The sequence below is a fragment of the Mesorhizobium sp. M0621 genome, assembly GCF_040320745.1.
Lineage (GTDB): Bacteria > Pseudomonadota > Alphaproteobacteria > Rhizobiales > Rhizobiaceae > Mesorhizobium.
The window spans coordinates 22,959-41,673 of the sequence record NZ_JAMYQF010000037.1 but is presented as its reverse complement, the minus strand read 5'-3'; the positions used below and the strand labels follow the sequence as shown (position 1 = coordinate 41,673).

14 protein-coding genes are annotated in these 18,715 nt (G+C 60.2%); 5 read left to right on the top strand and 9 right to left on the bottom strand.

Translation table 11 applies throughout. The features are described 5' to 3' along the window. Window positions 1–595: 595 nt before the first annotated feature. A complete protein-coding gene (locus NKI38_RS22720; RefSeq protein ID WP_352660916.1) occupies window positions 596–1,654 on the top strand; it encodes a helix-turn-helix transcriptional regulator in 1,059 nt (352 codons plus the stop codon). Window positions 1,655–1,904: 250 nt separating this feature from the next. Here the strand turns inward: NKI38_RS22720 and NKI38_RS22715 are convergent, their stop codons facing one another. After that, the gene (locus NKI38_RS22715; protein ID WP_352660913.1) at window positions 1,905–3,431 is read right to left on the bottom strand and encodes a Do family serine endopeptidase; all 1,527 of its coding nucleotides are present in this window, start codon (window positions 3,429–3,431) and stop codon (window positions 1,905–1,907) included. A gap of 267 nt (window positions 3,432–3,698) precedes the next feature. Then, window positions 3,699–4,337 (bottom strand): hypothetical protein, encoded by a 639-nt coding sequence (locus NKI38_RS22710; RefSeq protein ID WP_352660910.1) that lies wholly within the window; start codon window positions 4,335–4,337, stop codon window positions 3,699–3,701. Between the two features lie 279 nt (window positions 4,338–4,616). Between NKI38_RS22710 and NKI38_RS22705 the strand changes: the two genes are divergently transcribed. Together NKI38_RS22705 and NKI38_RS22700 are read left to right on the top strand one after the other, a co-directional pair. Beyond that, window positions 4,617–5,147: a response regulator transcription factor gene (locus tag NKI38_RS22705; RefSeq protein WP_352660908.1), complete on the top strand. Its 531-nt coding sequence runs from the start codon at window positions 4,617–4,619 to the stop codon at window positions 5,145–5,147. A 45-nt stretch (window positions 5,148–5,192) separates the two neighbouring features. Further along, window positions 5,193–5,882, top strand: coding sequence for a sensor histidine kinase (locus tag NKI38_RS22700; RefSeq protein WP_352660905.1), 690 nt, complete (start codon window positions 5,193–5,195; stop codon window positions 5,880–5,882). A gap of 164 nt (window positions 5,883–6,046) precedes the next feature. On the opposite strand, the gene NKI38_RS22695 is transcribed toward NKI38_RS22700, so the two are convergent. The 6 genes from NKI38_RS22695 to NKI38_RS22670 form a co-directional block, all read right to left on the bottom strand. After that, window positions 6,047–6,283, bottom strand: a complete 237-nt coding sequence (locus NKI38_RS22695) for a hypothetical protein (RefSeq protein WP_352660903.1) — start codon at window positions 6,281–6,283, stop codon at window positions 6,047–6,049. A 270-nt stretch (window positions 6,284–6,553) separates the two neighbouring features. After that, window positions 6,554–7,804: an efflux RND transporter periplasmic adaptor subunit gene (locus NKI38_RS22690; protein WP_352660901.1), complete on the bottom strand. Its 1,251-nt coding sequence runs from the start codon at window positions 7,802–7,804 to the stop codon at window positions 6,554–6,556. After that, window positions 7,801–10,974: an efflux RND transporter permease subunit gene (locus tag NKI38_RS22685; RefSeq protein ID WP_352660898.1), complete on the bottom strand. Its 3,174-nt coding sequence runs from the start codon at window positions 10,972–10,974 to the stop codon at window positions 7,801–7,803. Before NKI38_RS22685 ends, NKI38_RS22690 begins: the two co-directional genes overlap by 4 nt. A 370-nt stretch (window positions 10,975–11,344) precedes the next feature. Further along, window positions 11,345–12,073 carry an alpha/beta fold hydrolase gene (locus NKI38_RS22680; protein ID WP_051643508.1) on the bottom strand — a complete coding sequence of 243 codons (729 nt, stop codon included), beginning with the start codon at window positions 12,071–12,073 and terminating at the stop codon, window positions 11,345–11,347. 1,125 nt (window positions 12,074–13,198) lie between these two features. Beyond that, window positions 13,199–15,487, bottom strand: coding sequence for an FdhF/YdeP family oxidoreductase (locus NKI38_RS22675; protein ID WP_352660895.1), 2,289 nt, complete (start codon window positions 15,485–15,487; stop codon window positions 13,199–13,201). A 97-nt stretch (window positions 15,488–15,584) separates the two neighbouring features. Continuing rightward, window positions 15,585–16,556: a helix-turn-helix transcriptional regulator gene (locus tag NKI38_RS22670; RefSeq protein WP_352660983.1), complete on the bottom strand. Its 972-nt coding sequence runs from the start codon at window positions 16,554–16,556 to the stop codon at window positions 15,585–15,587. Between the two features lie 187 nt (window positions 16,557–16,743). On the opposite strand from NKI38_RS22670, the gene NKI38_RS22665 reads away from it, so the two are divergent. Together NKI38_RS22665 and NKI38_RS22660 are read left to right on the top strand one after the other, a co-directional pair. Beyond that, a complete protein-coding gene (locus NKI38_RS22665) occupies window positions 16,744–16,881 on the top strand; it encodes a hypothetical protein (RefSeq protein WP_352660892.1) in 138 nt (45 codons plus the stop codon). Between the two features lie 289 nt (window positions 16,882–17,170). Further along, window positions 17,171–17,830, top strand: coding sequence for a response regulator transcription factor (locus NKI38_RS22660; RefSeq protein ID WP_352660889.1), 660 nt, complete (start codon window positions 17,171–17,173; stop codon window positions 17,828–17,830). A 193-nt stretch (window positions 17,831–18,023) separates the two neighbouring features. Here the strand turns inward: NKI38_RS22660 and NKI38_RS22655 are convergent, their stop codons facing one another. Continuing rightward, complete coding sequence (locus tag NKI38_RS22655; protein ID WP_352660887.1) at window positions 18,024–18,698, bottom strand: sigma-70 family RNA polymerase sigma factor; 675 nt, start codon at window positions 18,696–18,698, stop codon at window positions 18,024–18,026. Window positions 18,699–18,715 lie beyond the last annotated feature (17 nt).

The following is an 18,715-nucleotide window of genomic DNA, read 5'->3' as shown; positions in this document are numbered from 1 at the left end:
GACCGTGAACCGGTTCTGCTCGGGAGACAGGAGGAAAAATGGGCCGATGACAGCATGTCATCGGCCCAAGACTCGAGCGGTGAGAGACGCTCCCGGGGGGAAGAGCGCCGTCACAATCAATCAGCGAGCGAGGGAGGGAGGCCCGCAGGATCAATCTGGCACGAGTTGGAGCGCTGCCACGATGGGTGGATGGAAATGTGATCAAACCGTCGATCGCAGCGCCGACCCACAATCTAGTGCTTTTTGCCACAGGTGCTTCGTCGTTCTTGCCGGCTTTGCATCCAGCTTGCGGATTTCGCGCGAAACGTCGAAAGTCCAGGCCATACAGGGACCCCTTGTTCAAGATCATCCAGACGGGACGTCCAGCAGGGCCAATCGACCAATCTTCTGGGATCGGCCGCGATTGAAGAACCGGCCAACTGGTTCGCGCGCCACAAACACAATTACCTTCAATTGCGACGTCCAATCACAAACCAAGGTATGAGTATTCCAAACCAATACTCTATTACGGCCGACGGATGTAGGATGGGATAAATCATCGCCAGCGCCTTAGACTGACATCAGATGGCATAACCCGAAGGATGTGCGCCAAGCCATGTTGATGAATCCTGCCCGCAGCGACATCGATACACTCGCGATTTCTGCCTTCGCGGCCAATGTTCCGAGGCCAGAGCAAATGGGACCATTGCTGTCGGCGGATTGGCGTGTTCCGTTCAAACGCGAAAAGGCACAACGTGCCAACTCCGTGACGCACGCGCAGCTCCGGCCCCGGAGCGCCGATGGAGCCGACCACCGTGTCGAGATATCTTCAGCCGAAGCAGTGAGTAGTCGCACGGCGATTTCGGATGGGATCGTTGCCGAGGTGGTCCAAGCCGCCGGCCATGACAAATTCGAATTCCGGTTTCGCGCGCCCATACACTTGCTGGTGGTCTACGAGCAGGGTACGCGGCGAGACGGTGACACCTTCGTCGAAGGTTTGCCTCGATCGAAACTGCGGGATTTTGGCCGCCGGCTTACTTTGGTGCCCGCCGGTTGCGAATATCTTGAATGGCATGCGCCGCGGACGTTTTCGCGTCTCATGTTTGTCTATCTTGATCCTGCCAAGCTGCACGTTCCGTTCAACGCCGGCACGACAGATGTGGCGTTCGCGGCCAAGCTTTTCTTTGAGGACGCAACGCTTTTGGGCACGGCCCTCAAACTGATGAGATCGCTCGAAAGTCCGGCCCTAGAGAATCGGTCCTATCTGGAAGCACTGGGCATCGTCCTAGCTCATGAGCTGATCCGTTTCCACGCGGGGACGCCAACAGCCGAACCTCAGCTTCGAGGTGGGCTTGCAGCTTGGCAGCAGCGCATAGTCACGGCGCACATCGAAGCGCATTTGGGCGAACCGGTACTGCTCGCCACTCTCGCGCAGCTTGCCAGGTTGAGCCCATTTTATTTTTGCCGCGCCTTCAAGCTGTCTTTTGGGGTGCCTCCGCACCGGTATCTTACCAGCCGTCGAATCGAGCATGCCAAAGGTCTCCTTGCGACGCGCGCTCATTCGGTGACGGGCATCGGATTGACTGTCGGATACAGCGAAACCAGTTCATTCACGGCCGCTTTTCGCAAGGCGACCGGCCTGACGCCGAGTGCCTATCGGCGGAGCTTCGGATAGACCCTGGACGGCCGATCTGGCTGCGAATTCCGCGGCTCGTCAAACTCGTCTGCTATGAAGCCAGCGGTCTTCGATCGAGACCTTGTGCTGGCTCTCACCTGCCATGTCCTTGACCGGAGATCTGGTTCTGGCGCAATGGCGGGCGCGGTTACCGCGCTCCCATTCCGCTTTTCCGCTTCGTTGCTATCGCCAAGGGAGCGCCAGGTCGGCGATCCGAGATCCCGTTACGGGCTTTGGCATCCGCATTATGTCAGCCATTGCCATATGGCACGACGACGAAGATCTGCTGTTCACCCCGCTTGACCAGCAGCAGAACCGCCTTCTTGCTGGATTTTGTCGCGGCGCTGATGGCCTGGCTCGTCTCCTCGGCAGTCTGTACCGGCACGCGATTGACCGAGACGATGATGTCGCCCAATTCAATGCCTGAGGTGGCTGCCGGCTGGTCCTGGTCGACACCCTCAACCACGGCGCCGCGCACCTGCGAAGGCACGTCCAGGGCCTGCCGGACGGCTTGATCGAGGTCACCAAGCGCCAGGCCGAGTGTTGGAAAATTGGAATGCAACGGATGGGAGGAATTGACCACGGCCACCTGTTTGACGCTGTCGTCACTGCCGCCGACGACCACCGACAACGCGACTGTCTTCCCATTGCGCCAAATGGACATCGTCTCCTTTTTCCCCGGCAAGAGATCTGCCACGGCTCGAGACAAGGTCTTGGGCTCCTTGATGGTTTGACCAGCAAATTCGGTGATGACGTCGCCGGTCTCGATGCCCGAATGAGCGGCGGGCGATCCATCGCCGACATAAGCGACCAAAGCACCTTCAGGCGTCGGCAGACCGAGGGCGTTGGCGAGGTCCATTGTAACCGCCTGCATCTCGATGCCGAGCTGCCCATGTTCAATCGAACCGTTCTTTACAAGCTTGGCGACTATCTTTTTTGCCTCATTGGAAGGGATCGCAAATCCGACGCCGACGCTGCCGCCATTGGGCGAGTAGATCGCGGTGTTGATACCCACGACAGCCCCGCTGGTGTTGACAAGAGGCCCACCTGAATTGCCGTGGTTGATCGGCGCGTCGATCTGGAGGAAATCATCGTAGGGACCGCTGTTGAGGTCGCGCCCGCGAGCGGAAACGATCCCCGCAGTGACTGTGGTTCCGATGCCGAACGGATTGCCAATCGCCAGAATTGGATCGCCTGCCCTGAGTCCGTCGGAATTACCCCAGCCAACAGTTGGGAGGGGCTTCCCAGCCTTTACCTTCAGGACCGCAAGGTCCGACTTTGCGTCGTGGCCGACAAGGGCCGCCGGCAGCTCGGTTCCATTGTCAAGCGTCACCATGATATCCAAAGCCCCGTCGACGACATGGTTGTTGGTGACGATGGTGCCGTCTGAGCTGATAATGAAGCCGGAACCAAGCGCCTCCGCCAGTTGCGTCGCTTCTTGCGGGGGTACCTTAGGCATCGGGATTCCTCGATTGCCGAAGAAATCCGGCAACCGCTCATCGGAAGACAGCCCGCTGTCTGAGCGCTGAGTTTGGTCATCGGGCGCCAATGAAGTTTTCATGATCGACGTGATCGTCACCACCGCCGGCTTGTCGGCCGCCACGATCGCAGCATAGGAGGTAGCCGAAGTGCCTATCGCGGAGGCGACCGAGGACGAGCCCGCTTGTGTATCGGCCAAACTCGAATTTGGAGCGACCCCAGTGGCGAGCGGCGCTACCAAGACGGCGGAGCAGAGCAGCACCGCGCCGTGCCTGCGCAGGATGTTTAAAATTGACATGATCGTGATCCGAGCGAGGCTTTGGTCTTGGCGCCGTGGCGTGTTCCTCCTGGGAACCGTCTATCCGGCGTGTGGCCGGTCGGATGTGCAAGCCTCGCGGATGAACTTCCGATCGCGCCGATTTACGTAGGCTGATACTGGTTGCTTCTGGGTTGTGTTTTTGTTTGCAAGACTGGCGGTCACTTGCGGGATAACGCAGTTTTTTTCGAGAAAGATTGGCCATTTCGATTTTGAAAGTGTCTCCTCGCTGGAACCTGCATTACGGCTTCAGTCAACCCTGGCCACTTCTGCTGCCTGATCTGGAATCAAGAGAACCCGGTAGGTGGTTCCCTCGCACTTGAGCAGATAGGCGGTCTGATTTGGGACGGACTCGGCCTCAATGCGATCCGCAGAACTCGGATTTTTGCAAGGGAAGCCTTGGCTTCGCACTTGGTCGGCAACGACGGTGGCCAGAGTGTCCTGGTCATTGGCTGCGGCGGTCGCTACGGAACCGGCGACGCAGATCGACAGGAAAACGCCGGCGCCAATGGATGAAATCTGCAACAGTGCTCGATTGCAGTCCATTTGTAGTCTCCTCGTCATATTTCGGCGCAGCCGCTGCCGCGGAAAATCGGTGGCTTCGAGTTTGGAAGCCGTCCGTCGTAGACCGTCACAGCGTGATCGTCTCTGCAGGTTCGCGGCCGCCAGCGCTCTATCCCCCAGGCCAACGGGAACGACGTTTATCTGCTCGACATCTGCTTGCCACTTTCGGCCCGTTTCAATTGGGCCGCCTTCCATCATGTTCGACAGCAGCCTACCGGCTGGTTTGTGGGCCGGCTTTGTCTGCTTTGCGGCTGCTGGCGCGTTCTTGCGGTTATTCCCGTTGCGATCGCAGAGTGTACCCATCGGTGGATGCTGCGTGTCCAATCGGGGTCTGTCGTATCGGCAGACCGAGGTCAGTTCGTGCGGTGCGCTGGGAATCCACGTACTTAGCGTCACCTGGTGCGGTCCATTCTGGTGATCCGAAAATATGAACGGCCGCAGCTGCGGCCGCCGCGGTCGGTTGTTGCCCCCATCTGTGGTCGGACCACCCAAAATGCGTTCGTCTTCGTCGTCGACGACGAATGCGCGAAGGGCGGGTCGATTTGTTGGAATCGGTCGGTTTGCAAAGCAAGGCATTTTCGTCTCTGACACGAGGTGTTCGACATGGAATTGCCGAACCTTGCGAGCTGCTTCGTGCTGGATATTCGTATGCCGCACATCAGCGGTCTCGACTTTCAGGCCCGCCTTGTCGCGGCCGGCGTCCGTATTCCACTCATATTCATGACTGGCCACGCCGACGTTCCGATGGCGGTGAGCGCCATGAAGGCAGGTGCAGTCGAATTTCTGACGAAGCCGTTTAGCGAACAGCAAATGCTAGATGCCGTCACAAGAGCCATCGAGCTGGATGGCATGCGCCTCGATCGCAGTCGACAAGCGATCGAGACATTCACCCGATTTCAGACGCTAAGCGAGCGCGAACGCGAGGTCATGGATCTGGTGACGGCAGGATTGATGAACAAGCAGGTTGCCGGAAGGATTGGCATGGTGGAATCCACGGTTAAGATTTATCGTGCTCAAGTCATGAGAAGGATGGGCGCGCAATCCTTGGCAGACCTGGTCAGGATGGCCGAACTGATGCGCTCTGCGCCTGCTCCCATAACCAGTCTCACGGCTATTTTGGATGGACCTAAGTAGTAGTCCAACCCGCCGATCGGGATACGAATTCTGTACCAAGCAAGAATGGAGACTCGGACATGCTTCCTTTATCCAGTGGATCTCGATGAGGCGACACAGGCGATCGAACGGATCATCGGCAATACCCTGCGCGCCGCCGATGTGGTCAGAGGTGTTCGCGATCTCGTCCGGAAAACCCCGCCCATGGCGACTAAGGTCTACATCAACGACTTGATCAAGAACCTGCTCAGTCTCGTCAGTCTCGATCTGCGCCTTCACCAAATCGCGGTCGAGGTCGAACTTGCTGAGAACCTGGAACCGATCAGAGGCAATCACGGTCAATTGGAACGGGTGGTTGCTAACCTGATCGCGAACGGCATCGAGGCGATGAGCCCGGTGCAGGATCGACAGAGAAGATTGCGGATCAGCACCCGGCTTGACAAAAATGGCGATGTGCAGGTTGCGGTCGAGGACACGGGGATTGGGCTCGATCCGGCGCTTGCCGAGCGTATCTTCGATCCCCTGTTCACGACGAAATGCGAGGGCATGGGTTTGGGACTATGGATATGCCGCTCTATCATCACGACCCACGGCGGCCGGCTGTGGGCCACCCCCAATCTTCCGCACGGCAGCATTTTCCGGTTCGTCGTCCCTAGCACGGTTGGGTCAAAAACAGTTGCGCCAAGTCGATGCCGGCAGACGATACGAATGAACCGGCAAGTCGAAAAATTTGTTGGCGGCGCTGCATGTTCATGATTTCGTTCGGCGGCATGAGAAGGCGACATGCCCGAGAAATACCCCAGGTAGCCAGGCTTGCCCGCAGGCGGTTGGTCTCTGCGCCTTCGCACGCCGTAGACTTCATGCTGCAGCCCCGCCATTCCTGAGAGACGGCGGGGCTGCGGCGGGACGGTGGGGCCTTCTCATTCGCCCATGAACTGCTGGAGGAAGTTCCTGCCCGCAGTCGGGTGGGCCTTGAACGAGTTGATGCCGTCAAACCATCCATTCTGCGAAAAGTCGCCGTATTCGCTGCTGCCATGCTCACCATTACGGCCGTGATCGCCGTCGTGGCCGCCGTGCGACGAGGCGGCAAAGGCCCCTGTGAGTGGGACTGCGACGATAATCGCGGCAAGCGCCGCCTTCAGATGGATAGGACGCATGATTAACTCTCCTTTTCGTTGAGGAAGGCGGCTATTTGTCAACCGCATTCCGCCTACAGGCACTCGGGAACCTTCGGGTTACGATATTCGGCTCGCCTCTGCTGTTCTCGGCCTGCATCAACTATTTAGCAACGATCGGACGTAATACGTAGTATATCAAGGTATCATGCATGTATAATGTAGTATAGTGCTGGTATTCGGCCTGTGTATGACGCCAAGGCCTCGATTTTCATGCTGAGCGCCCTTGAAATTGAATCAGGTTGAACGGAACTAGGGTGTTCCGCCGGCTGCAGGACTGATCTGCACCTTGCTGCCCTCGGCAAGTTCGACCGGCGGATTCAGGATCACCAGGTCACCCTGCTTGACGCCGTCACGGACCTCGACCTCCGTTCCGAGATCGCGCGCCACCGATATCTTTCGAATATGCGCAATGCCGTCCTCGACCACGGCAACCTGCAACCCATCGGCGTTGAAGATGATCGCATCTGCTGACACGGAGAAGCTGGGCGTCTTGCGCGGGATCTGGAGTTCGACCGTGCAATAGGTGCCGGGCGTGAGGACACCGTCAGGGTTAGAAATGTCGATTTCGGTCAGCAAGGTCCGCGTGCCCGGCGCCAGCGCATCGGCAATCCGCGTCACCGTGCCCGGGAAGGTTCGGTCGGGGACTTCGGGGACCTGGAGCACAGCCTTGACCCCTGGGGTCAGTCCAAAGGCCTGATCCTGGGGGACGTAGACCTGGGCACGGATCACATCTCCCTGCATGATGGCGAACAGGAAAGTGCTGTTGGTCGTGTCGGCCTGCACCAGGCTGCCGATATCGACGTTGCGTTGAGTGATGACGCCGTCGAACGGGGCGACGACCTGCTGGTAGGCCTGTTGCTGATCGAGCACGCGCAGCTGGTCCTGCTGCGCACTCACATTGGCCTCAGCAACGCCGACAGCCGCCTCCTGTGCCTTTTGGCTTTGGACGTCGATCGTACCCTGCTGCTTGGTGATCCAGCCCTGGTCCACCAGGGGTTTGTCCCTTTGCCACGTCACCTTTGCGAGATCGAGATTGGCTTGTGCCTGTTGCAACGCCGCCTTGAGCTGTCCCAAGGTTGCCTGGGCTTGCAAAATCTGGTCATCGAGTTCCGGCACGGCAATCTTGGCCAGCAACTGTCCCTTCTTGACCTTGTCTCCGATATCGACCTCACGCGTCTCGATATAGCCGCTGGCTCGTGCGAAGATGTCGGCGACGTCGTAGGCGGTTGTGGTGGCGGGCAGACTGACTTGCACGATGTCGTCGCTCGGCCTTACCGCCGCAACACGCACCTGCGGGATGAAGTCACGCGCCTGTTCGGCGGCCGCCGCGAGTTCGCGGTTGCGCGAATAGTATCCCTGGACGCCATAGGCCAGTCCCGTCGCCAGCAGGGTCAATGCGCCCAATGCAAGCAGCCAGCCTCCGCCTCGGCGCGGCGGCCGCTCCGTTGCGCGATCCATCACCGTATCGTCGGGCTGATCCAGATGGTCCCTCGGCTTCATGCGATTTCCTCGTCGAAGACGCCGTGAGCCGTCTTGCCGTCCCGTCCGCTGCGCAGCATCGTGAACAGGTACGGCACGACGAGGAGCGTCGTGGGCGTTGCAAACAAAAGCCCCCCGATGACCGCGCGCGCCAGCGCGGCATTCTGCTCTTCGCCCGCTCCGCCGATCGCCATGGGGACCATGCCGACGATCATCGCGGCCGCGGTCATGAGCACGGGCCTGATCCGGGTATGACCGGCTTCGATCGCCGCGTTGAACGCGGACTTGCCCGCCAACTGCTGGTCCCGGGCGAAGGTCACGAGCAGGATGGAATTGGCCGAAGCGACCCCGACCGCCATGATCGCCCCCATCAGCGAAGGCACGTTGAGCGTCGTGCCCGTGATGAACAGAATCGTCACGATGCCGCACAAGGTCGCCGGCAAGGCAAGGATAACGACGAAGGGGTCGCCGAAGTTCTGATAGTTCACGACCATCAGCAAGTAGACGAACACGGCGGCGAACAGGATGCCGACGCCGAGGTCCCAGAAGGCATCGTTCATGCTCTGGATCTGGCCTATGACCTGGATGTTGTTTCCAGGCGAAAGCTGCTTCTGCAGGTCGGCAACGACCGCGCTGATCTGGCTGGAGACACTTCCCAGATCACGGCCCTGGACGCTTGCATAGACTTCGTAGACCGGCTGAACGTTCGCCTGGTTGGCGTTGGTCGGGAGACTGTCGCGCTTGAATGTAGCGACGTTGCTGAGCTGCCCGGGAACCTGTGCACCGGCGGTGTTGATGGTCGAGGAAACAGGCGTGTTGCCGAGATCGTTCAGTGACGCGATCTTGTTTTCCGGCGTCTGGACGGCGAGATAGTAGGGGATGCCCGTGGTCGGGTCGGTCCAGAAGTTCGGCGACACCTGCTCGGAGGAACTCAGGCTCACATTGATGTTGTTGGCGATCGTGCTGGCATTGAGGCCGAGTTGCGCCGCACGCGTGCGATCGATATCGGCATAGAACGCCGGCGCGTCGACTTCCTGCTGTAGGTGTGCGTCGACTACACCGGGAATGGCTGCGATGCGGCGCCGCAGTTCCATCGCGATCCGCAGGTTGGTAGCGCGGTCATAGCCGACCGTACGAACATCGATCTGCGCCGGCAGCCCGAAATTGAGGATCTGCGTGACGATGTCGGCCGACTGGAAGTAGAACAGAACGTCTGGAAAGGCGCTGGGCAGCGCCGCGCGCAACTTGCGCACATAGTTGGCAGTCGGCGCGTGGCCGTCTTTCAATGCGACCAGGATCACGCCGTCATTCACGCCGATGGTCGATCCATCGGTGAACGCCAAATTGTAGGCACGCGCCGGCAGGCCGATATTGTCGACGACAAGCTGGAGGTCGCGATCGGGAACGATCTCGCGGATCTTGTCCTCGACAGCCTGGAAGATCTTCTCCGTCTCCTCGATCCGGGTTCCCGCGGGGGCCCGCACATGGAGTTGGATCTGGCCGCCGTCGATCGCGGGAAAGAAATCGCGACCGACGAGCGTCAACAGCACAGTGCCCAACGCGAGCACCAGGACTGCAATGACGGGAACGATGAACCGGCGCCTGAGGAGTACGGCCAGCAACTCGGCATAGTGCAGGCGCATGGCCTCGAAACCAAGTTCGAACCTGGCGTGAAACCTACCGAACCAGCCCGTGGAGGCGCTGTGGCGCTCTTTTTTGAGCAGCAACCCGATGGTGATTGGAGTGAGCGTCCTCGAAAGTCCATAGGATGCGAGCATCGCGAACACGACGGCAAGACCGAGCGGTGTGAACAGATATTTTGCCGGACCTTCCAGAAAGACCACCGATGTGAACACGCAGCTTATGGCCAGCGTCGACACCAGGGTCGGCACGGCGATGCCGGCGGCTCCGTGCAGCGTCGCCTGCGGCAGCATCTGTCCTTCCTCGGTGAGCAGCCGATGGGTGTTCTCGAGCGTCACCGTCGAATCGTCAACGAGGATGCCAATCGCCAGCGCCAGGCCCCCCAGCGTCATCGTATTGAGCGTTTCGCCCAGGAAATACAGAGCCACGACCGACGACAGGATCGCAAGCGGGATCGAGATCAGGACGACCAGCGTCGATCGCCACGATCCGAGAAACAGCAGGATCATCAGGGCGGTGAGCGCGGCCGCGATCACGCCCTCCCGCAGCACGCCGGCGATCGATCGCTTGACGAACACCGACTGGTCGAAGAGCTCTCTGATTTCCATGCCGGGAGGCGCCGCGGCACGCGCCGTCTTCAAGGCATCCCGAACGGCGTCGACCACCTCCAGCGTCGAGGCATTGCCGTTCTTGATGATACTGAGCAGAACCGAATGCCGGCCGTTCTCGCGAACGATGTTCTGCTGAACGAGCCATCCGTCATGGACTTGGCCGACATCCTTGACGAAGACCGTGGCGCCATTCACGACCTTGACCGGAATGTTGTTGAGCTCGTCGATGGTTGCCGGCGTGGCGTTGGTGCGCACGACATACTGCGTGTTGCCGATCTTGGCGGTGCCCGACGGCAAGGTCAGGTTCTGGGCGTTGACCGCGCTGACGACGTCGAGCGGCGTCAGGCCCTTGGCCAGGAGCTTCGACGGGTCGAGGTCGACCATGATCTGGCGATATTTTCCGCCCGCGGGTGTTGGCAGCGTGACACCCGGGATCGGGGCCAGTTGCTGACGGATCCGATAGATGCCGTAGTCGTAGAGCTGCTGTTCGTTGAGGGTGTCGGAGCTCAGGCTGATCTGAAGGACCGGCACGCTGGAGGCGTTGAACTGTACCACGAGCGGTGCTTGGATTCCCGGTGGCAGGAGGGCGCGAATGGCGTTTGTCGCCGAAACGATCTGCGCGATCGCGAGATCGAGATTCACATCCTGCTGAAAATAGATCTTCTGAACCGACAGTCCCCCTAGGGTCTGCGCCTCGATGTTCTTGATGCCATTGACGTTGGAGCTGATCGCGTACTGGCTGTAGGTGGTGACGCGCTGTTCCATCTCTGGCGTGCTGAGGCCGCCATAGCTCCAGATTACAGTCACCACCGGAATGTTGATTTCCGGAAAGACGTCCAACCGCATCTCGCGACTCGCGACGGCGCCGAGAAAGAGAATCAAGGCAGCCAGCACATAGAACGTGTGCGGAAATCGAAGCGCGAACCGAACGATGCCCATGTCTCAGCCGACGACCTTCCTGGCGACGTTAATCGCAACGGCTCGAGCGATGAACGTCGCCGTATTGCCGGATTTTGGTGTGTGCCTCCAAAATGACTTTGCGCCCATTGCTTTGAATGTCCGGCGCCGAGCGTTGCCCTGTGACGTCGCCAGCCTCATGGCCGAGCGCAATCCTCCCCCATGGCGGGCGCGACTGGTCAGTCATCTCAGCTTTGCCGGGGACGAATTGGTTTGGGCACATCAGTGTAGCGAGCGAGACCAATCCTGCCCACATGTTGGAGCGAGCGCGCAGCGGACGGGTCGCGGGGACGGTCCGCCCAGGCCGCCAGGCCCGCCCGCACGCATCGCCGGGGCTGTTTTAAATCTGATGTCATCGGCCTGCCGCAGCCAGAATGAGGTCGGCGACCTCCTTGGGATGGGAAACCAGCGACAGATGACCCGCATCGATCTCCACCGTTGTCGCGTGCATGCGTTTGGCGAGAAACCGTTCGAGGTCAGGGTTGATCGTCTTGTCCTGCTTCGACACCGCATAGAACGATGGCTTGGAATGCCATGCGGCTTCGCTGGTTCGTCCGCCGAAGATAGTCGCCGCGGTGGGTTCTTGAACAGCATACAAGATCTTCGCTTGCCTGGGCGCGACGCCGTTCGCGAAGTATTTCAGGAATGAATCTTCGGACAATTTGGAGAAACCATCATTCACCTGGATGCCGGCCCGGACGGGTCCTGCGGGAAATTTTGCGGAGAGAGCGACGAAATCCTCACCCGCATCCGGTGCTCGCGCAGCCACATAGACCAGCGATGTGACCTTAGGATCAGCCCCCGCTTCGCTGATGACGGTGCCGCCCCAGGAATGCGCTACCAGCACGGTTGGTCCATCCTGCAGCGCCAGCGCCCGGCGCGTCTCCGCGACCGAGTCCGCCAGCGACGTCAGTGGATTCTGCACTGCGGTGACGCTCAGGCCGGCTGCCTGAAGGAGCGGGATCACCTCGGCCCAGCTCGATCCGTCCGCCCACGCTCCGTGCACGAGCACGACGTTGCGCGCCATGATATGAACGGGCTTGGGATTTTCGGCAGCGTCTGCCGCGGCTACTCCCGACAGGCCGAGAGTGATGGCAATCGCGATGGCATTGATGATTTCGCGCACGGGTTTCTTCCTTCCTTTTCGCAAACAGTCGAACGCGCCGATGACCGAGATGAGGGCCGGCGATGCCGTAGCAAATCCTGCGGTCAGCTGCGTTGCCGAGGCGTTTGCGGAGGCAGCTCGTTGCGACAATCTCGATTTCGCGGTTCGGCGTCTTTCAGAAACGCCCTTGCCTTTGTCGCCGCGCACGGACAGGTCCGGTGCGAACGTGATGGGCGCGCCAGCCGTCCGTGGCGACCGAAACACCAAAAGGGCGGTGGATCGCTGATGCGACCCACCGCCAGTTCGGGCGCCCGCGGGAGGAGCGGACGGGCGCCTCAGGAGTTCGGCAGAATGGTGCGTGCGCGGCGTGCGTGGGAGCTTCGCCTCCAATGCAACGCTTCGCCGCGCGGAAGAGGTGCGGCGGCAAACATCGGATGAGGGGCAAAGAAAAGGGCGACGAGAAGTCGCGTAGCGGAAAGCTCGTCGCCGGCCGTTGGCAGCGCTAGCATGGCACACTCCCAAACCCGCCCATCGAGTGCCCAGGTCGCGTGTCGCGCTTGCGGCAACTGCTCCGCCGCCGCCCGTACACACAGGCGGCGGAGCTGCCCACGGCTGGGCTGAGGGAGCGTGGACAGCCTGTGACGACTACGGTCCCCACCACAAAGCGCGCCTAGCGCCGCGCCCCATTTCGCAAATACGAAGTCGACTCCCCGCTCCAGCACGACTGCTTCGGCAATATAGGGTTCCAAAACCCCAAACTGCGACAGCTCGACATTGCCGCTGGCGTCATCGCTGCCGCGGCCGAACCCATCCAGCCACTTGGCTGCGACCCAGCGCGACGCGGCTCCAAGATCGCCGCTGCGGAGCCTCCTGGAGGCAGATCGGTATTGGTCCAAGGAACTCATTTTCGCCACTCCAGTTTCCTCTCGAAGCAAATCTCGCAGACGTCAGTGAACGATCAACACCTCGAAAATTATTGCCACTCGGCCCATTCGCTTTTGTGTAGGAACGTTCGCCCAAGAGATGCCCGCGATCTCGAAGCGGCAGGGAATACGTTCATCGTGAGAGGAGAACCGAAGGCGCGCGAGTTCGCATCTATGATCAACCCGCCTCGGCACGCGAGCGTGAAATGCGGATCGGAATTGCCTTGTAAGAGGGCGTGAAGCTCATCGGATCGTGCGAATAGAGCGGCACGAGAGGATTTGCCTCGGGATAGTAGGCAGCACAGCTGCCATTCGGGAACGAATAGGGGACGATCCGAAAATTGGACAGGCGGCGTTCAACGCCGTCGGTGGACACAGTGATCAAGTCGACGCGGTCGTCGGCCTGGAAGCCACGCCTTTCTATCTCCTGTTCATTGAGGAAGATCACGTCGCGCTGACCGAAGACACCGCGATATCGGTCGGACATCGAATATATCGTGGTGTTGTACTGGTCATGACTCCGCACCGTCGTCAGCCATAGTACGTCGAGGCTGTCCAGGGGCGGATCCTCGCCGAGGCCGTCGAAGACAAGGAAATTTGCCTTGCCGGAAGCTGTCGCCCAGATGCGTTCACGCGCATTTGACGTCAGATGGAAGCCGCCGGGTATGCGAATGCGAGCATTGTAGCCCTGGAAGATCGGGAACACGTCTTCGATCGCGTCGCGGATAAGGTCGTAGTCGGCGGTAAAGCTTTCCCAGTCGACGACTGAACGTGCACCCATTGTTGCTCGCGCAATGCCCGCGACGATTGCAGGTTCGCTCCTCAGGTGCTCTGAGGCCGGAACATTGCGGCCGGCCGACGCGTGAACCATCGACATCGAATCCTCGACCGTGATCGACTGCGGCCGTGTGGCCTGGACGTCGATTTCGGTGCGCCCAAGGCAAGGCAGGATCAGCGCGTCGCGCCCGTGTAAGAGATGGCTGCGATTGAGCTTGGTCGACACTTGGACCGTCAGGTCGAGCCTGCACCAGGCAGCGCGCGTCACCTCCCAGTCGGGGATGGCGGACACGAAGTTGCCGCCCATGGCGAAGAACACTTTCACCTTGCCGTCTTTCATGGCCTCCAGCGCGGTCACGACGTTGTGGCCGTGCTGGGACGGCGGCTTGAAGCCGAAGCGGCGCTCAAGCCGATCGAGAAATTCCTTTGTCGGCGTTTCGGTGATGCCTACCGTGCGATCGCCCTGGACGTTGGAGTGACCGCGCACGGGGCAAAGTCCGGCGCCTTCACGTCCGATATGACCGCGCAGCAACGCGAGATTCGCCAGCTGTTGCACGCTTTGAGCGCCCCGCCGGTGCTGCGTGATACCCATGCCATACACAATGATCGCTCGTTCGGCCTGCATATAGGCGCGAGCGGCGTATACGATGTCGTCGCGAGTGAGTCCTGACTGAGACACTATGTCTTCCCACTGCGTTGCCCGCAGGTCGGCGGCGAGAGCTTCGATACCCGTCGTATGGCCCTTGATGAAGTCCCAGTCGAGGACAGCCGGCAGTTCGTCTGCGCACGCCGCATCGTCTGCCTCCATGAGAATTTTCATGAGTCCCTTCACGACCGCGACGTCGCCGCCGACACGCACCTGATAAAGCTTGGCGCTGATCGGCGTCGACGTAAGCGTTGCCATTTCGATCGGGCTCTGGGGCGACTGGAATCGCTCCAGAGCGCGCTCGCGGAACGGATTGAAAGACATGATGGTTGCGCCCCGCCGTGAGGCATTGCGCAGGCTCGTCATCATGCGAGGACTGTTTGTGCCTGGATTCTGTCCGAAGATGAAGATGCAGTCCGTCTTATCGAAATCGGAAAGCAGGCAGGTACCCTTGCCAACACCGAGCGAGTGCGGCAGGCCGACGCTGGTAGCCTCGTGGCACATGTTCGAGCAATCAGGGAAATTGTTGGTGCCGAACTCGCGCACGAAGAGCTGGTAGAGGAAAGCTGCCTCGTTCGAGGTGCGGCCGGATGTGTAGAATTCGGCCATGTTTGGATCCGCCAATCCGTTGAGGTGGCGGGCAACGGTTGCAAAGGCTTGGTTCCAATCGACCGGCAGGTAGTGGTCGGATGCGGCGTCGTAGGCCATCGGATGGGTCAATCGCCCAACCATCTCGAGATCGAAATCGCTCCAGCTTGAAAGCTCGGCAACGGTATGGGCAGCGAAAAACTCCGGCGTGCAGCGTTTCGCCGTGGCTTCCCAGGCAACCGCCTTGCCCCCGTTCTCGCAAAACTCGAAGGATGAGGTGTGCTTGGGGTCGGGCCAGGCGCAGCCGGGGCAGTCAAATCCCTCCGGCTGGTTCATGCGCCCCAGAGTGGCTGCCCCCTTGATCGGAATCCCTTGCTCGACAAGGTGTTCGCCCAGCGCCCTGAGCGCTCCCCATCCGCCGGCCGGGGCATTGTAAGGACGGATATCATTGGCCATCGGAGATACCTTTACGGAGAGCTGAAGAATCCTTCCTGGCAAGGAGAATTCCACCAAGCAACATCATTCCATCGCAGGGGGCTGCCAGCGATATCGCCTAGGTTGCGCCGGCAGCGCTGCGGAGCGGCAACTCTTCCGTAGGGGTCAGCTTAATGGGCCGCGTATCCGACCCACGAGGCCGGTAGCCCCCAACGGCGGGATCGCTGTCGCAGGGGCGATCTGCTACATCCGTGCGGTTGCCGCAACGCCAGCGATAGGGTGTCTCGCCAACGGAACGTCCGAAGACCGTGGTGAAATGGGCTTGGTTCTGAAAGCCCACGCTCAGCGCCACATCGACCAGGGTCATCTCGGTCTGGCTGAGCATCTGCTTGGCGCGGTCAATCCGTCGCCGCAGTAGGAATTCATGCGGGCGAATGCCGGTGGCCGCCCGGAACTGTGCGGCGAAATACATTCGGCTGAGCCCCGCCACTGCTGCCATATCGGCGAGCGCAATCTTCTCATCGAGATGTGAATCGACGTATTCGACGACCCGCTTCCACCGCCATCTCGGCAGGGCCGCCGTAGCGCGTGCCCTCGGATCTGGCTCTGGATCCGAACCCAGCGTGAGCAAGCGGGTTACGATAGCAAGGCGGACTGCGTCGGCATAGAGGTCGCCAAATCCATCATGACTGCCTTCGGCCGCCTCGAGCGCTCGGGAAAGACGCTCGACGACCGGATCAGAGGTATGCCGTTGCGGGACCAGTTCGGCAAGGCCGATATCCCGGGGCGTGTCCAAGATACTCAGCCCGTCAATCGCGCTTCGGTCTGCTTCGGCGCATTGCGCCAAGGCCCCTCTGGGCACCGCCGCGGGACCAGGGTCTGCCGCGGCATTTGCATGCATCATCAGACCACCGCGAAGCGGTCGCTGCATAGCTGCGGTGGACACCGAGAGAACGACATTCATATGAGTGAGGGGGATCGAAATCATCCCGGAATCTCGCACCATCGGATAGGCATCGCGCCTTGCGGCGGATGGATCGAACAATGATGAGCCGAAGTCGGGCGTTCGGCGCTGACCGTCGGCTTGCATCACTCGCGCTATGCCTTTGCGTCGCGGGAGGATGGGCCGATCCTCTCCCGGCCGCCGATCGTCATGTTCGGGTTCTGACGATGAGTCGAACTGCATTGAACCAAGCTCCTCTGCCTTCAGAGTTTTCCTCTGCTTGTGGGGCCAAGGTACACGGGTGGGAAAACTGCTCCATTAAATGGCAGTCTGAATGGATCATATCATCAGCTATGCGGCGCATACGAAGGTATCAACTATTGGCGGCGGCGCCTTCGGCGCTCTGGCGATCCAGGCAGGCCGCTTGGCGGCGGCAGGCTTCTTCTGCAAGCCTTTTGACGCCGCGCCATGATCAGGTGCATAGCCGACGCGATGAACTGCTAATGCGAAAACAAGCTGGAATGACCTCTTCGTGGTTATTCAAGCGCTGCCATCTCCATGCTCCTGGGCAAAGTCGCTCACGTTCCGAATCGGCACTTGCGTTCGTTCCGGGAAGATTACCGCCAACCTGTGCAGTTGAATTCCAGGTGGGTTTCGAGGATCGCCTACGTCTTGCCCTGGCGGGTCTCGTTGCCAAATTAATATGCTAAGATGGCGCTGTGCCATTCCGCAGCGGGAATCGTGAGAGGCGTATTGCTATCGTGACAGCAGGTTCCAATCCAGGCCCATCCGCGTCGACCGCTTTTGCGTCGACCGTCTATGTCATCGATGATGATGACGCTGTGCGGGATGCCCTGAGCGGCCTGTTCAGATCTGTGGGGCTGCATGTCGAGCTGTTCGCCTCCGCCAGCCAATTCCTACAGGGCAAACTGCCGGCAACGCCAAGCTGCCTCGTGCTCGATATCCGGTTGCCCGGTGTAAGCGGACTCGATTTCCAGGCTCATCTTGCAAAGTCGAACATTCAAATGCCGATTGTCTTCATGACGGGACACGGCGACGTCCCGATGTCGGTGCGCGCGATGAAAGCCGGGGCAATCGACTTTCTGACCAAGCCGTTCCGGGAACAGGACATGCTTGATGCGGTCTTCAGCGCACTCGAGAACGACCGTATAAGGTGGGAAACCGACCAGGAAGCGGCAACGCTATCAGCCCTCTACAAAACACTGACTTCTCGCGAAAAGGAGGTCATGTTCTTCGTGACCAAGGGTTTGATGAACAAGCAGATCGCGGGTGAGATGGGCCTCAGCGAAATTACGGTCAAGATTCATCGCGGACATCTCATGCGCAAGATGGCGGTTCGAACCTTGCCCGACCTGGTACGGATTGCAGAACGGTTGGGCGTTCGAAGCGTAAACCGCTAGAGATGTCAAAGTCGTCATTCAGTATGGACGAAAGTCTTCCGATCCCGCCCCCTCCAGATGTTCTCGATGCTGTTGCCGCGACCCGACCACACACTGCGCTCCGGCGTTCGCCGGATAATCAACCCGTGACGCCGCGCCGGCATGGAAGGTGTGCCTTGGGCTTGTGATGAAAACGGCGCCGTTCAGTCTTCGCTCACCCTGGTCGTCGCGGCTGCGCAACACCTTCGAGGATCGATCGCAACTCCTCTCTGCCTCTGACGATCCGCGACGCCAGCGTGCCCGCTGGAATGCCCAGCGCCTTGCTGGCATCGTCGTAAGAGAGGCCCTCAACAGCGACAAGCACGAGTGCTGCGCGCCGTTCGGGGTTGATCTGCTGAAGCGCGGAGAATACATCCACCGACACCAGCCTCTCGGCCTCTGGCGACATAGCGATCGCATCTATCGTTTTTGAGATCGTGGTCACCGCCTGGGCGTGGCGTTTGGCGCGCCGCAATTGGTCGATGAACAGATTGTGCATGATCGTGAGCAGCCAACTGCGTGGCGTATCGCCTACCGTCCAATTCGCCATCCTCGACAGCGCCCGTTCGAGGCTGTCCTGCACAAGGTCATCGGCGGCATCGCGGTCCCGCATCAGCGCGCGCGCATAGCCGCGCAGCCGTGGAATCTCCTCAACGATCGCTCGCCTGCGTTCGTCGGCGATTTCGGCCTCCGCAACGCTTGCCCTGCGAAAACGCGGCTGCCGCGAAGTACTGGGCGGAAGTTCGAGTTGGGTCATGTTCATGGTCTTCAGGCGGTGCGCAATGGCGGCGATTGCAACTCGCCATCCGGACTGAACCCGGTCGGACACGAACCAGACAGCCACAACCATCCGCTAGTTCGAGACTG